This window comes from Cupriavidus agavae, from assembly GCF_004217045.1.
Lineage (GTDB): Bacteria > Pseudomonadota > Gammaproteobacteria > Burkholderiales > Burkholderiaceae > Cupriavidus > Cupriavidus agavae.
This window is the reverse complement of the sequence record NZ_SGXM01000001.1, coordinates 2020792-2033530: the sequence shown is the minus strand read 5'-3', so window position 1 is coordinate 2033530 and position 12739 is coordinate 2020792. Positions and strand designations below refer to the sequence as shown.

Annotated in this window: 14 protein-coding genes; 4 read left to right on the top strand and 10 right to left on the bottom strand. The window is 68.5% G+C overall.

What is annotated here, in order from left to right:
- Positions 1 to 5: 5 nt before the first annotated feature.
- From phnL to phnG, 6 genes are read right to left on the bottom strand one after another with little or no spacing between them, the layout of a single operon-like run.
- On the bottom strand, positions 6 to 731 hold the full coding sequence (gene phnL / locus EV147_RS09255; RefSeq protein ID WP_130390781.1) for a phosphonate C-P lyase system protein PhnL: 726 nt from the start codon (positions 729 to 731) through the stop codon (positions 6 to 8).
- Between the two features lie 5 nt (positions 732 to 736).
- On the bottom strand, positions 737 to 1513 hold the full coding sequence (gene phnK / locus EV147_RS09250; protein WP_130390780.1) for a phosphonate C-P lyase system protein PhnK: 777 nt from the start codon (positions 1511 to 1513) through the stop codon (positions 737 to 739).
- Positions 1510 to 2427: an alpha-D-ribose 1-methylphosphonate 5-phosphate C-P-lyase PhnJ gene (locus EV147_RS09245; RefSeq protein ID WP_328591106.1), complete on the bottom strand. Its 918-nt coding sequence runs from the start codon at positions 2425 to 2427 to the stop codon at positions 1510 to 1512. Before EV147_RS09245 ends, phnK begins: the two co-directional genes overlap by 4 nt.
- A complete protein-coding gene (locus EV147_RS09240) occupies positions 2424 to 3566 on the bottom strand; it encodes a carbon-phosphorus lyase complex subunit PhnI (protein ID WP_130390779.1) in 1143 nt (380 codons plus the stop codon). Before EV147_RS09240 ends, EV147_RS09245 begins: the two co-directional genes overlap by 4 nt.
- 1 nt (position 3567) lies before the next feature.
- Entirely contained in the window at positions 3568 to 4206 is a 639-nt protein-coding gene (gene phnH, locus EV147_RS09235) for a phosphonate C-P lyase system protein PhnH (RefSeq protein WP_130390778.1), read from the bottom strand.
- A gap of 1 nt (position 4207) precedes the next feature.
- Positions 4208 to 4708: a phosphonate C-P lyase system protein PhnG gene (phnG, locus tag EV147_RS09230; protein ID WP_130390777.1), complete on the bottom strand. Its 501-nt coding sequence runs from the start codon at positions 4706 to 4708 to the stop codon at positions 4208 to 4210.
- Positions 4709 to 4886: 178 nt separating this feature from the next.
- Between phnG and phnF the strand changes: the two genes are divergently transcribed.
- From phnF to phnN, 4 genes are all read left to right on the top strand, one after another.
- On the top strand, positions 4887 to 5618 hold the full coding sequence (phnF, locus tag EV147_RS09225) for a phosphonate metabolism transcriptional regulator PhnF (protein ID WP_130390776.1): 732 nt from the start codon (positions 4887 to 4889) through the stop codon (positions 5616 to 5618).
- Positions 5619 to 5708: 90 nt separating this feature from the next.
- Positions 5709 to 6908 (top strand): alpha-D-ribose 1-methylphosphonate 5-triphosphate diphosphatase, encoded by a 1200-nt coding sequence (locus EV147_RS09220; protein WP_130390775.1) that lies wholly within the window; start codon positions 5709 to 5711, stop codon positions 6906 to 6908.
- The gene (locus EV147_RS09215; RefSeq protein WP_130390774.1) at positions 6905 to 7639 is read left to right on the top strand and encodes a DUF1045 domain-containing protein; all 735 of its coding nucleotides are present in this window, start codon (positions 6905 to 6907) and stop codon (positions 7637 to 7639) included. Before EV147_RS09220 ends, EV147_RS09215 begins: the two co-directional genes overlap by 4 nt.
- Positions 7636 to 8205, top strand: coding sequence for a phosphonate metabolism protein/1,5-bisphosphokinase (PRPP-forming) PhnN (gene phnN, locus EV147_RS09210; protein WP_130390773.1), 570 nt, complete (start codon positions 7636 to 7638; stop codon positions 8203 to 8205). The genes EV147_RS09215 and phnN overlap by 4 nt, the downstream gene beginning before the upstream one ends.
- Positions 8206 to 8324: 119 nt before the next feature.
- Here the strand turns inward: phnN and phnE are convergent, their stop codons facing one another.
- From phnE to rng, 4 genes are all read right to left on the bottom strand, one after another.
- The gene (phnE, locus tag EV147_RS09205) at positions 8325 to 9137 is read right to left on the bottom strand and encodes a phosphonate ABC transporter, permease protein PhnE (RefSeq protein WP_130390772.1); all 813 of its coding nucleotides are present in this window, start codon (positions 9135 to 9137) and stop codon (positions 8325 to 8327) included.
- Between the two features lie 73 nt (positions 9138 to 9210).
- Positions 9211 to 10191 carry a phosphonate ABC transporter substrate-binding protein gene (phnD, locus tag EV147_RS09200; RefSeq protein ID WP_130390771.1) on the bottom strand — a complete coding sequence of 327 codons (981 nt, stop codon included), beginning with the start codon at positions 10189 to 10191 and terminating at the stop codon, positions 9211 to 9213.
- A 67-nt stretch (positions 10192 to 10258) separates the two neighbouring features.
- Positions 10259 to 11113 (bottom strand): phosphonate ABC transporter ATP-binding protein, encoded by an 855-nt coding sequence (gene phnC / locus EV147_RS09195; protein ID WP_130390770.1) that lies wholly within the window; start codon positions 11111 to 11113, stop codon positions 10259 to 10261.
- Between the two features lie 148 nt (positions 11114 to 11261).
- Positions 11262 to 12719 (bottom strand): ribonuclease G, encoded by a 1458-nt coding sequence (rng, locus tag EV147_RS09190; protein ID WP_130390769.1) that lies wholly within the window; start codon positions 12717 to 12719, stop codon positions 11262 to 11264.
- Positions 12720 to 12739: the final 20 nt, after the last annotated feature.

The following is a 12739-nucleotide window of genomic DNA, read 5'->3' as shown; positions in this document are numbered from 1 at the left end:
CGGTTTCAGGCGTTGGCCGCCGCCACGGGCTGCAGCGGCAACGCCCGGGTGGCGACGGCGTCGCGGACGGCCTCGTCGTGGAAGATGCCGATCAGCGCGCGGCCCTCGGCCAGCGCTTCGCGGATCAGCGCGATCACCACGGCGCGGTTGTCGGCGTCCAGCGAGGCGGTGGGCTCGTCGAGCAGCAGGATCGGGTGGCCGCCGATCAGGCCGCGTGCGATGTTGACGCGCTGCTGTTCGCCGCCCGAGAACGTGGCCGGCGGCAGATCCCAGAGCCGGCGCGGCAGGTTCAGGCGTTCCAGCAGCACGGCGGCGCGGGCGCGGGCTTCTTCGAGGCTGGTGCCGCGCTGCTGCAGCGGATCGGCCACCACGTCGAGCGCCGGGACGCGCGGGATGGCGCGCAGGAACTGCGAGACGTAGCCGATCACGTCGCGGCGCAGCTTCAGTACGCGCTGCTCGGGCGCCCCGGTCAGGTCCACCCATGGCGCACCGGGCTCGCTGGTGTCGCGCAGGCGGATCGTGCCTTCGGTGGCGAGGTAGTTGCCGTAGAGGCAGCGCAGCAGCGTGCTCTTGCCGGTGCCGGAGCGGCCCGAGAGCACCAGGCACTCGCCGCGCGACGCGTCGAAATCGATCGCCTGCAGCACGGGCAGGCGGATGCCGCCCTGGTTGTGCAGCGTGAACATCTTGCCGAGGCCGCGCACTTCGATCAGCCTGGAGGTTTCGTGTGGCATCGTCGTCAGCCTTGCAGGATGGAGGAGACCAGCAACTGCGTATAGGGGTGCTGGGGGTCGTCGAGAATCTGGTCGGTCAGGCCCTGTTCCACCACGCGGCCGCCCTGCATCACCAGCGTGCGGTGCGCCAGCAGGCGCGCTACGGCCAGGTCATGGGTGACGAGGACGGCGGCCAGGCCGAGATCGGTCACCAGGCGGCGCATGAGGTCGAGCAGGCGGGCCTGCACGGAGACGTCGAGCGAGGCCGTGGGCTCGTCCATGAACACCAGGCGCGGATGCGTGACGAGGTTGCGCGCGATCTGCAGGCGCTGCTGCATGCCGCCCGAGAACGTGCCGGGCACGTCGTCGAGCCGTGCCAGATCGATCTCCATCTTTTCGAGCCAGGCGCCGGCGATCTCGCGCAGGTCGCCGTAGTGGCGGTTGCCCACGGCCATCAGCCGCTCGGCGATGTTGGCGCCGGCGCTGACCTGCATGCGCAGGCCGTCGCGGGCGTGCTGGCGCACGAAGCCCCAGTCGGTACGCGCCAGCAGGCGCATGCGGGCGCTGGACAGCGTGGCGAGATCGGTCAGGCCGGCCTCGCGCATGTCGTAGCTGACGCTGCCGCGCTGGGCGCGCACCTGCATCGACAGCGCCTGCAGCAGCGTGCTCTTGCCCGAGCCGGATTCGCCCACCACGCAGAGCACCTCGCCGGGATAGAGGTCGAAGTTGACGTCATGGCAGCCGTGCACGCCGTCCCAGGTGTGCGTCAGGTGGCGGACGGAAAGCAGGGGGGTGGCGTTCATCGGCTGGCTCCTGCGGCCTGGCGGTCGGCGCAGTATTCGGTGTCCGAGCACACGAACAGGCGCGTGCCGGCGTCGTCGGTAATGATCTCGTCGAGATAGCTGTCGGTGGCGCCGCATTGGGCGCAGCAGCTCGACCATTTCTCCACGGTGAACGGGTGATCGACGAAATCGAGGCTCTTGACCGAGGTGTACGGCGGCACGGCGTAGACGCGCTTTTCGCGGCCGGCGCCGAACAGCATCAGCGCGGGGCTGCGGTCGAGCTTGGGGTTGTCGAACTTCGGGATCGGCGATGGACGCATCATGTACCGCTGGTTCACGATCACCGGGTAGTCGTACGTGGTGGCGATATGGCCATGGTGCGCGATGTCCTCGTAGAGCTTCACGTGCATGGCGCCGTACTCGGCCAGCGCGTGCATCGTGCGCGTCTCGGTTTCGCTCGGCTCCAGCCAGCGCAGCGGCTCGGGAATCGGCACCTGGTAGACCATGGTCTGGCCGGCGCTCAGGGGCGTCTCGGGAATGCGGTGTCGCGTCTGGATGATCGTCGCGTCGGCGGTGCGCTCGGTGGTCCGCACTCCGGTCACGCGGCCGAAGAAGCGGCGGATGTTGATCGCGTTCGTGGTGTCGTCCGAGCCCTGGTCGATGACCTTGAGCACGTCCTGCGTGCCGATGATCGCGGCGGTCACCTGGATGCCGCCCGTGCCCCAGCCGTACGGCAGCGGCATCTCGCGGCTGCCGAACGGCACCTGATAGCCGGGAATCGCCACGGCCTTGAGCAGCGCGCGGCGCAGCATGCGCTTGGTGGACTCGTCGAGGTAGCCGAAGTTGTAGTGGTCGTCGCGGGCCACGCCCTGCGGCGGATTGTGGATCCGGGGGGCGGGGGTGCCAGTGGTGGCAGTGGTGGTGGCGATGGTCATGCCAGGGATTCCTCTTGCGGGAGCGGTTGCGGCCGGGGCTGGGCCGCGGCGGGCGCGGTGGCAGGGGATTCGGCATCCTGCCCGGCGCGCAGGCGGCGCAGCAGTTCCAGGTTGGCCTGGAAGTCCACGTAGTGCGGCAGCTTCAGGTGCTGGACGAAGCCCGACGCTTCCACGTTGTCGCTGTGGTACAGCATGAACTCGATGTCGTTGGCCGGGTTGTCGGCGGCCTCGCCCAGTTCGGCCGCGCGCATCGCGCGGTCGGCCAGCGCCATCGACATCGCCTTGCGCTCGTTGTAGCCGAACACCAGCCCGTAGCCGCGCGTCAGGCGCGGAGATTCGTCGGCGTTGCCGTCGAACTGGCTGATCATCTGGCACTCGGTCAGCTCCACCTCGCCGATGGTCACGGCAAAGCCCAGCTCCTCGACGAACATCTCCACCTCGGTGCTGCCGTAGCGGATCTCCGCCGCAAACGGATGCGAGTTGCCGTAGCCGCGCTGCGTGGAGTAGCCCATCGACAGCAGGAAGCCTTCGTCGGCGCGCGCCAGGTTCTGCAGGCGGGCGGCACGGCTGGCCGGGAAGGTCAGCGGCTCGCGCGTCAGGTCGGGCGGGGCGGGATCATCGGCGGGAATGGTCTCGGCCTCGACGAACGATTCGGCTTCGAGCAGCCCCGTCACGCGCGGCATGTGCGCGGCCAGCGGTTCGGGCGAGGGCGGCAGCGGCGCGGGATCGCGGCCGGCTTCGAGCGAGAAGTCGAGCAGGCGCTGCGTGTAGTCATAGGTGGGGCCGAGTACCTGGCCGCCCGGCACGTCCTTGAACGTGGACGAGATGCGGCGCTGCAGCGCCATGGTGCCGGTGTCGAGCGCCTCGGTGTAGCCAAAGCGCGCCAGCGTGGTGCGGTAGGCGCGCAGCAGGAAGATCGCCTCGATCTGGTCGCCGGCGGCCTGCTTGAGCGCCAGCGCCGCCAGATGCGGATCGTAGAGCGAGCCTTCGGCCATCACGCGTGCCACGGCCAGCGGCATCTGCTCGCGGATCTGGGCCAGAGTCAGCTCGGGTACCGACGTATCGCCACGGCGGTAGGTGTCGAGCATCTGGTAGGAGTTCAGGATGGCGCGTTCGCCTCCCTTGACGGCTACGTACATGTCAGGTCTCCGGGTTGGCTGGCACTGCCACCTGCGTGGTGCGCGTCAGCGCGCAGAAGCGGTCGCCGCTGGCGAGCAGCAGGTCGGCGCCGAGCGGGAACCGCGCGTTGTTGGCGGCCCAGCGCGCCGGGAAATCGTCAGGCAGGCCCGTGGCGCGCAGCGTCTGGGTGGTCTCGATGCCGGGGCCGCGCAGCGTGAAGGCGTCGCCTGCGTCGAGCGACGGCAGTTCGACGATCAGCGTGGCGGAGCGGTCGGGGTAGTCGGGCAGGCCCTGCGCGCAGGCGTCGAGCGCCGGCATCGCATGGCCGGCCGGCACGCAGACGAAGGTGGCGTCGCCCACGGCATCGACCAGCGGGCAGCCGCAGTGGAAGCGCAGGAAGGCCCGCGCGGCAGCGGGTACCTCGACGGGCAGCCAGACGGGCGTGTCGGGATCGGCCAGCGTCAGCAGCAGCGCGGTCAGTGCGGGGGACAGGCCGTCGGGCTGGCCCTCGCTGCGTGCGGGCAGCGTTTCGAGTCGGCCCGGATGGGCGAACGCCTCAAGCGTGGCGCGGAAGACCTGCTGGGCGTCATCGACCGGATCGGCGAAACCGGGCAGCAGCGAAGTGGCGGGAGCCTGCATCGATTGGGAGGTGGACAGCATGTCAGTCGTCTCCGCGGGCCATCGTGAAGAACTCCACGCGGGTCTGCGCGGCGGTGGCGGCCTGCCGCGCGGCACGGTCGGACAGCGCCCGGGCGAGCGGCGCGATCACGGTGTCCTGTACGCGCTGGTGCCAGGCGGGCCGCTGCAGCAGGGCGTCGAGCACGGCGGCCTGTTCGGCATGGCGCATGCCGCGGCCCTGCACGTAGGACACCCCGGCCGTGGCCGCCTGGCCCTCGGCTTCATCGAGCACCACGGCGCAGCGCGTGACCGACATTTCGCCGAGATTGAACTGGGCGCCGGTGCCGCCGGCGCGGGCGCGCACCATGGCCATGCCCGTCTCGGGTTTGCGCAGCAGCCGGTAGGCGGGCGGCGTCGCCGCTTCGGCCAGGCGGGCGTACGCGGCATCCAGGGCATCGGACTGGGCCAGCGCCAGCACCCGGAGCCACCCGGCACGCGCCGCATTGGGCGCCTGGGCTGCCGGATCGGCGATTTCTTTCTGCATGATCACCCCTATACGTCTATACGTTTAGATGTAAACTAACACAACACGGCGATACTAGACCATAGCCGCATGAACGTTTCATGACGCATCGGGGCATTGCTCGGGCACGCGACTGGAGCAGCCGGTCTGAGGCACAATCGCACGGTAACGATGAAGCATTGATGACACAGGGTAGAAGATGTCTGAACGGGAAGTGGAACGCGGCTCGGGCGTAGCCGTATGGCGCCAGATTGGCGAGGCCTTGGCGGACGACATCCGCAACAAGCTGTACGGACCCGGCGAGCAGTTGCCGCCGGAGCCGGAGCTGGCCACGCGCTTCAGCGTCAATCGCCACACGATCCGGCGCGCGATGGGCGAGCTGGAACTGAGCGGGCTGGTCAGGATCGAGCAGGGCCGGGGCACCTTCGTGCAGGAGCACGCGATCGACTATGCGATCGGGCGCCGCACGCGGTTCTCGCAGAACCTGGCCGCGCAGGGCATGCGCGGGCACCTGGAGGTCGTGGACAGCCAGAAGATCCGGGCCGCCGAGGTGGCGAAGCACCTGGGTCTGCCACGCACGGCCGATGTGCTGCATATCCAGATGGTCGGCAAGGCCGAGGGCCGCACGATCGACGTGGCCGAGCACTATTTCGACCTGAAGCGTTTTCCGGACCTCGAGGAGCGCGTGCGCGAGACGCAATCGGTCTCGCGGGCGCTGGCGCAGTTCGGCATTGCCGACTACACGCGCAAATGGTCACGCATCACCGCCGCCATGCCGAGCGCACCGGTAGCACGGCTGCTGAACCAGCCGAAGACGCGGCCGGTACTGCAGGTGGAAGCCCTCAACGTCGATATCGACGGCGCGCCGGTGCAGTACAGCATGACCCGCTTTGCCGGCGACTGGGTGCAGCTCACCGTCGCGGACGACTGACCGGGAGCGCCTCGCACGGCAGCGAGGCGGCTCCCTGGTCGCATTGGTCTAGACATCTGTCTGTCATCTGCCGAAGCTAACGTAACGCCCATGCAAACGACCAACCAGAACCAGACCGCATTGCGCGGCATCACCGGCCGCCGGGTACTTGGCGCCGCCGGCATCGCCCCCGCCACGCTCGGCTTCGCGCAGGGCAACGTCGCCCCGCAGGCGCCGGACAGCGGCCCGTGCATCGACGCGGGCAACCTGCTCGTGCTGCCGGGCATCGTCGACATTCACGGCGACGCGTTCGAGCGATCGGTCATGCCGCGCCCCGGCGTGAGCTTTCCGTATGGGCCGGCGCTGCTCGACGTGGACCGCCAGTTGCTGGCCCACGGCATCACGACCGAGTTCCACGGCGTGACGCTGTCATGGGAAGGCGGCCTGCGCGGCGAAGCCTATGCATTGCGCATGTTCGAGGCGCTGGCGCAGCTGCAGCCGGTGCTTGGCGCGTCGCACAAGGTGCACCTGCGCTTCGAGGCCTACCACCTGGCCGGCGTCGATACGGCAATCCAGTGGATGCAGGAAGGACGGGTCAGCCTGCTGGCGATCAACGATCACCTGCCAACCATGGCGCGCCGCATGAATGACGATCGCAAGCTGGCCCAGTACGCCGAGCGCGCCGAGTGCGAGATGGAAGCGTTCCGCTCGCGCCTGCGCGCCGCGAGCCGGCATGCGCAGGATGTGCCGGCCGAGATGACCCGGCTGATTGCCGCCGCGCGCGCGGCCCACCTGCCGGTGGCCTCGCACGACGACCCCGATGCCGCCACACGCCAGCACTATCACCGCCACGGTTGCGGCATCGCCGAGTTCCCGCTGACCGTCGAGGTCGCCGCGCTGGCGCGCCAGCTTGGCGACGAAACGGTGTTCGGTGCGCCCAACGTGCTGCGCGGCAAGAGCCACACCGGCGCGCCCAATGCCACCGAGATGATCGCGGCGGGGCTGTGCACGGTGCTGGCGTCCGACTACTACTATCCGGCGCCGCTGCAGGCAGCGTTCCGGCTCGTGCAGCTTGGTATCTGCGACCTGCCGGCGGCGTGGCACCTGGTGTCGCGCAACCCGGCGCGGGCGGCGGGGCTGCGCGACCGCGGCCTGCTGATGCCAGGCATGCGCGCCGATGCGATTCTGGTCGACGACAGCGAGCCGGGCCTGCCGCGCGTGTGCGCCGCCATCGTCAACGGCGAAGTGCGCCATGCGACGATGGCGCTGCCGACCATCGACCTGGCGGACCGCGCCAGCCTGGCGGCATGACGCGCGCCGCCCATCGATACGCGATCTACCTCGCCCCTGCCGAGCCCTACCGCAGCTTCGGCGCGCAATGGCTGGGCCGGGATGCCGAAACCGGCGCAGCGCAACCGCTGCCGCCCGGCATGGCACAACGGCCTGCGGCGTGGGTCGAGGCCCCCGCGCATTACGCGCTGCACGCCACGCTGAAGCCGCCATTCCGGCTGGCCGAGGGTGCCGACGCCGCCATGCTCGACCACACTGCCCGCGCGTTCGCCGCGGGCCGTACGCCGTTCGAGGCGCCGCTGGTACTGCGCGCGCTGCGCGGCTTTCTGGCCTGGTGCCTGGCCGACGTGCATGGTCAGGGTGGCAGGGCGATGCATGCGCTGGCCGACGCCTGCGTGCGCGAGTTCGACACCTTTCGCGCGGCGCCTACGGCGGCCGATATCGCCCGCCGCAATCCCACGGCACTGAGCGCCACGCAGCGCGCGATGCTCGACGCCTGGGGCTATCCCTACGTGTTCGACACCTTCACGTTCCACATCACGCTGACCGGCATGCTCGGCGCCGCCGATGAGGCGGCGGCGCTGGAGCTGCTTCACAACGCCAGTGGGGCGCTGCTCGACCAGCCGCTGCGTGTGGATGGCATCAGCGTGTTCGTCCAGGCCGAGCCCGGCGCCGACTTCGTGATGGGGCGGCACTACGGCTTCGACGGGTCCACGCGCAATGGCGCGGGCGCCCGCTACCTGGCGCCATGACGGCGGCGTCGAGGGGCGATGGCCTGTTCTACGTGATGGGGCCTTCGGGCAGCGGCAAGGACTCGCTGCTGCGCGCGTTGCGTGAGCGGGTGCATCCCGCCGATCCGGTCGTGGTGGCCCATCGCTACATCACGCGTCCCGCCGACGCCAACGAGGCGTCGGTAGCACTTTCCACCGAGGAATTCCGGCGCCGCGTGGACCTTGGCTGCCTGGCGCTGCACTGGCAGAGCCATGGCCTGCACTATGGCATTGGCGTCGAGATCGACCAGTGGCTGGCGCGCGGGCTCAAGGTCATCGTCAATGGCTCGCGCGAATACCTGGCCGAGGCGGCCGGGCGCTATCCGGCGCTGTGCGCGGTGCATGTGCGTGTGCGGCCCGAGGTGCTGGCGGCGCGGCTGCGGCAGCGCGGACGGGAGTCGGAAGAGGAGATCGCAAGGCGGCTGGCGCGTGCGGCACAGGGGTTCGACGTGCCGGAGGGCGTACGGGTCGTGGAGATCGATAACAGCGGGGTGCTGGCGGAGTCAGCATCAAGGCTGGCAGACCTGATTGGCTCGGTCGCTTCCTGAGCCGCCTGCCCTCATCCCCGGCCGCTCTGCCGGGGGGAGCGGGGAGAACACCACCCGCGCACCAGACACCTGCGCTTTGCTCCCCTCTCCCGCTTGCGGGTGGGGGAGCGTCAGCATGATCAGACGAGCACCTTGCGGATCTGGGCCGAGACGATGTCGATGGCCGTCACGAACAGGATGATGATCAGCATCACGGCGCAGGTCTGGGCGTACTGGAAGCTGCGGATGATCTCCCAGAGCACGGTGCCGATGCCGCCGGCGCCGACGATGCCCACCACCGACGCCGAGCGCACGTTCGATTCGAAGCGGTACAGCGCGAACGACAGCCACAGCGGCAACACCTGGGGGATCACGCCGTAGACGATTTCCTCGATCGGACCGGCACCCGTGGCGCGCACGCCTTCCACCGGACGCGGGTCGATGGCCTCGACGGCTTCGGCAAACAGTTTGGCCAGCACGCCCATGGTGTGGATCCAGATCGCCAGCACGCCCGCGAACGGCCCCAGGCCCACGGCCACGATGAACAGCATGGCGAAGACCATCTCGTTGATGGCACGGCAGGCATCCATGATGCGGCGCGCCGGCTGGTAGATCCACGCCGGCACGATGTTGGCCGAGCACAGCAGGCCCAGCGGCACGGCCATCACCACGGCCAGTGCGGTGCCCCACAGCGCGATCTGCACGGTCACCAGCATCTCGTCGAGATAGTGGCGCCAGTCGCGGAAGTCGGGCGGGAAGAATTCGGCGGCGAATTTCGCCATGTTGCCGGAGTCGCGGATCAGGTCCAGCGGACGCATGTCGGCGCCTTGCCACGACAGGGCGAGCATGGCCAGCAGGATGCCCCAGACCAGCATCATCGGCAGCGATGTGCGGGGCGGGCGGACGGTGCTGGGGCGCGAGGGAGGCAGGCCGGGCTTGGCGGTGACGGTCATCGGGTGAATCCGGAAGTGATACGGGGCGGGAGGGCCGGCGGTGCCGCCAGCCCTCCGGGTACGGCGCGGGGTGTTACTGGGTGCTGACGGACTTGTCCAGCTCGGCCAGGCGACGCGTGACGTCGGCGAGCTTCTTTTCCTTGTCGGCGTCGGCCAGCGTGGTGTCGGACTCGATCCGGGTCTTTTCGCGTGCCAGTTCGATCTGGCGGATCGGCACGAGCTGGGCGTCGGACGACGGGCGGAAGCCCTGGTATGTCAGCGTGGCCAGGACCTGCTTCTCGCGCACCGCATCGGCACCCTTGCCATAGTTGACGAAGAACGTCTGGATCTTCTTCTTCAGCTCGGGCGACAGGTCCTTGCGGTAGACCATCGGGTCGGCCGGGATCAGCGGCGACTTCCACAGCACGCGCAGCTCGTCATAGGCGTTCTTGCCCGTGTTGATGCGGTAGCGTTCGAGGTTCTCGGTGTTGTTCACGGCCACGTCCAGTTGCTTGTTCAGCACCGACAGCAGGTTCGTCTCGTGGTTGCCGATGCGCACCGCTTTAAACAGCGTCTTCGGCTCGACCTTGTTGTGGGCCCACAGGTAGTAGCCCGGCACGGCCGTGCCCGAGGTGGAGTTCGGGTCGCCGGCGCCGTAGGTCAGCTCCTTGCCGCGCTTGATCACGTCCTCGACGGACTTGATGTCGCTGTCCTTGCGCACCACCAGCAGCGACCAGTAGCCCGGGTTGCCGTCCTTGTCGATGACCGAGGCAAACACCTCGCCCTGGGCGCGGTCCACTGCCTCCATGGCGGCCTTGTTGCCGAACCAGCCGATCTGCACCTTGTTGAAGCGCATGCCTTCGATGATGCCGGCGTAGTCCGAGGCGAAGAACGGCTTGACCTGCACGCCGAGCGTCTTGCTCAGGTCGTCGATCAGCGGTTGCCAGGCGGTCTTGAGGTTCGACGATGATTCCGTCGAGATGAAGCCGATGTTCAGGGTCTTGGCGTCCTGCGCGTAGGCGGGCAGCGCCACGACGCCGGAAGCCACCAGGGCGAGGAAAGTTCTGCGAAGCATCGAAAACTCCGTTGGAAAGACTGTTGGTAAGGCTGTTGGTGTCTGTCAGGAAGACGGACGGGAGAGATCAGGCCGCGGCCAGGTCCATGCGGACCATTGCCGGCACGGGCGCACCGCCCAGCGGCGCCGGCTCTTCCGGCACGCTGTCGTGCAGCAGTTCGTCGGCCTCGGTGCCATAGAGGTCGCGCAGCATGCCGGGGGTCAGCGCGGCCGACGGGCCGTCGTAGACCACCTTGCCCTGCCGCAGCGCCACCACGCGCGGGCAGTAGCGCATCGCCACATCCACCTGGTGCAGCGACACCACCACGGCCACCTTGCGCGTGCGGTTGATCTGCGAGAGCAGCGACATCACGCGGCGCGACGATTCGGGGTCGAGCGAGGCGATCGGCTCGTCGGCCAGGATCACGCGGGCGTTCTGCACCAGCGTGCGCGCAATGGCCGCGCGCTGCTGCTGGCCGCCCGACAGCGTCGAGGCACGCTGAAACGCATAGTCGTCTATACCAACCTGGGCCAGTGCGTCGAGCCCGGCCTGGACTTCCTCGGCCTTGAAGATGCGGGTCAGGCTGCGCCAGGCTGGAATGCGCGTCAGCATGCCGACCAGCACATTGGTGATGACGGGCAGGCGGCCAACGAGGTTGAATTGCTGGAAGACGAAGCCGATCTCGGCACGTACGCGGCGCACATCGCGGGCCAGGCGGCCGTTGCGTTGCACGGTGCGACCATTGACGAGGATCTCGCCCGAGCCGGCATCGCCGGTGACGAAGCCGGCCACGTGGCGCAGCAGCGTCGACTTGCCCGACCCCGAGGCGCCCAGCAGGGCAACCATTTCGCCGGGGGCGATGTGCAGCGTGACATCGTCAAGCGCCTTGCGGTCCGCGCGGAACGATTTGCTCAGCCCGCGGACTTCGATTGCATGCGTCATGTCGACTCCCTTGCTTGAATGACCTGCGCATTCTGGGGGGAGCGGATGACAGAACGATGACCGGAACCGGAGGTTTTCCGATGGGGACCGTGGATGTGGCAGGGCCGGCGCGCGGTGTCTTGCCTACGGTTCGCGCCGGTCCGCCCGCCTACATCAGGATGATGTCGTACTGTTCCTGATGGAACGTGGACTCCACTTGCAGCGAGATCGGCTTGCCGATGAAGTCGCCCAGCATGGCCAGATGCTGGCTTTCCTCTTCGAGGAACAGGTCGATCACGTCCTGCGAAGCCAGGATGCGGAATTCGCGCGGGTTGAACTGGCGGGACTCGCGCATGATCTCGCGGAAGATGTCGTAGCAGACCGTGCGGGGCGTCTTGACCTGGCCCTTGCCGGTGCAGACCGGGCACTGCTCGCACAGCACGTGGGCCAGCGATTCGCGCGTGCGCTTGCGGGTCATCTCCACCAGCCCGAGCTGCGAGAAGCCGTTGACCGTGATGCGGGTACGGTCGCGCGACAGGGCGCGCTTGAGCTCCGACAGCACCGCGTCGCGGTGCTCGACATTTTCCATGTCGATGAAGTCGATGATGATGATGCCGCCCAGGTTGCGCAGCCGCAGCTGGCGGGCGATGGTATGCGCCGCCTCCAGGTTGGTCTTGAAAATCGTGTCGTCGAAGTTGCGCGCGCCCACGTAGCCGCCGGTGTTGACGTCGATCGTCGTCATCGCCTCGGTCTGGTCGATCATCAGGTAGCCGCCCGACTTCAGGTCCACCCGCCGCGACAGCGCCTTCTCGATCTCGGCGTCGATATTGAACAGGTCGAAGATCGGGCGCTCGCCGGTGTAGTGCGACAGCCGCGACAGCACGGCCGGTGTGTATTCCTGGGCGAACTCCACGAGCTTCTGGTAGTTCTCGCGCGAGTCCACCTGGATGACGCCCGTGGCGTCGTTGATGAAGTCGCGCAGCACGCGCTGGGCCAGGTTCAGGTCCTGGTAGAGCAGGCTCGGCGCCGGCTGCGTGGTGGCGTTCTGGCGGATCGACGCCCAGATCTTGCGCAGGTAGGCGATGTCGTTGCCCAGTTCCTCGTCGCTGGCTTCCTCGGCGATGGTGCGCACGATGAAGCCGCCGCGTTCCTCGCTGGGCACCAGCCCCTGCACGCGGGCGCGCAGCGCCTCGCGGTCCACCTCGCCTTCGATGCGCTGCGAGATGCCGATGTGCGGGTCCTGCGGCAGGTACACCAGCGTGCGGCCGGCAATGCTGACCTGCGTGGACAGGCGGGCGCCCTTGGTGCCGATCGGGTCCTTGATGACCTGCACCATCAGCGCCTGGCCTTCGTACAGCGTTTTCTCGATGGCCAGGTGGCCATTCTTCTCGCCGTCGCGCGGGTGCCAGATGTCGGCCACGTGCAGGAACGCGGCGCGCTCCAGGCCGATATCGATGAACGCGGACTGCATGCCCGGCAGAACGCGCACGACCTTGCCGAGATAGATGTTGCCGACCAGCCCGCGGGTCAGCGTGCGTTCGACATGCAGTTCCTGCACGGCGGCCTGCTGCACGATGGCCACGCGCGTTTCTTGCGGCGTGATATTGACGAGGATGTCTTCGGTCATGGCGATGAGTGCGGCAGGTA

Coding starts and splice junctions, on each gene's coding strand:
- phnL (WP_130390781.1), bottom strand. CDS start 731: ATGCCACACGAAACCTCCAGGCTGATCGAAGTGCGCGGCCTCGGCAAG.
- phnK (WP_130390780.1), bottom strand. CDS start 1,513: ATGAACGCCACCCCCCTGCTTTCCGTCCGCCACCTGACGCACACCTGG.
- EV147_RS09245 (WP_328591106.1), bottom strand. CDS start 2,427: ATGACCATCGCCACCACCACTGCCACCACTGGCACCCCCGCCCCCCGG.
- EV147_RS09240 (WP_130390779.1), bottom strand. CDS start 3,566: ATGTACGTAGCCGTCAAGGGAGGCGAACGCGCCATCCTGAACTCCTAC.
- phnH (WP_130390778.1), bottom strand. CDS start 4,206: ATGCTGTCCACCTCCCAATCGATGCAGGCTCCCGCCACTTCGCTGCTG.
- phnG (WP_130390777.1), bottom strand. CDS start 4,708: ATGCAGAAAGAAATCGCCGATCCGGCAGCCCAGGCGCCCAATGCGGCG.
- phnF (WP_130390776.1), top strand. CDS start 4,887: ATGTCTGAACGGGAAGTGGAACGCGGCTCGGGCGTAGCCGTATGGCGC.
- EV147_RS09220 (WP_130390775.1), top strand. CDS start 5,709: ATGCAAACGACCAACCAGAACCAGACCGCATTGCGCGGCATCACCGGC.
- EV147_RS09215 (WP_130390774.1), top strand. CDS start 6,905: ATGACGCGCGCCGCCCATCGATACGCGATCTACCTCGCCCCTGCCGAG.
- phnN (WP_130390773.1), top strand. CDS start 7,636: ATGACGGCGGCGTCGAGGGGCGATGGCCTGTTCTACGTGATGGGGCCT.
- phnE (WP_130390772.1), bottom strand. CDS start 9,137: ATGACCGTCACCGCCAAGCCCGGCCTGCCTCCCTCGCGCCCCAGCACC.
- phnD (WP_130390771.1), bottom strand. CDS start 10,191: ATGCTTCGCAGAACTTTCCTCGCCCTGGTGGCTTCCGGCGTCGTGGCG.
- phnC (WP_130390770.1), bottom strand. CDS start 11,113: ATGACGCATGCAATCGAAGTCCGCGGGCTGAGCAAATCGTTCCGCGCG.
- rng (WP_130390769.1), bottom strand. CDS start 12,719: ATGACCGAAGACATCCTCGTCAATATCACGCCGCAAGAAACGCGCGTG.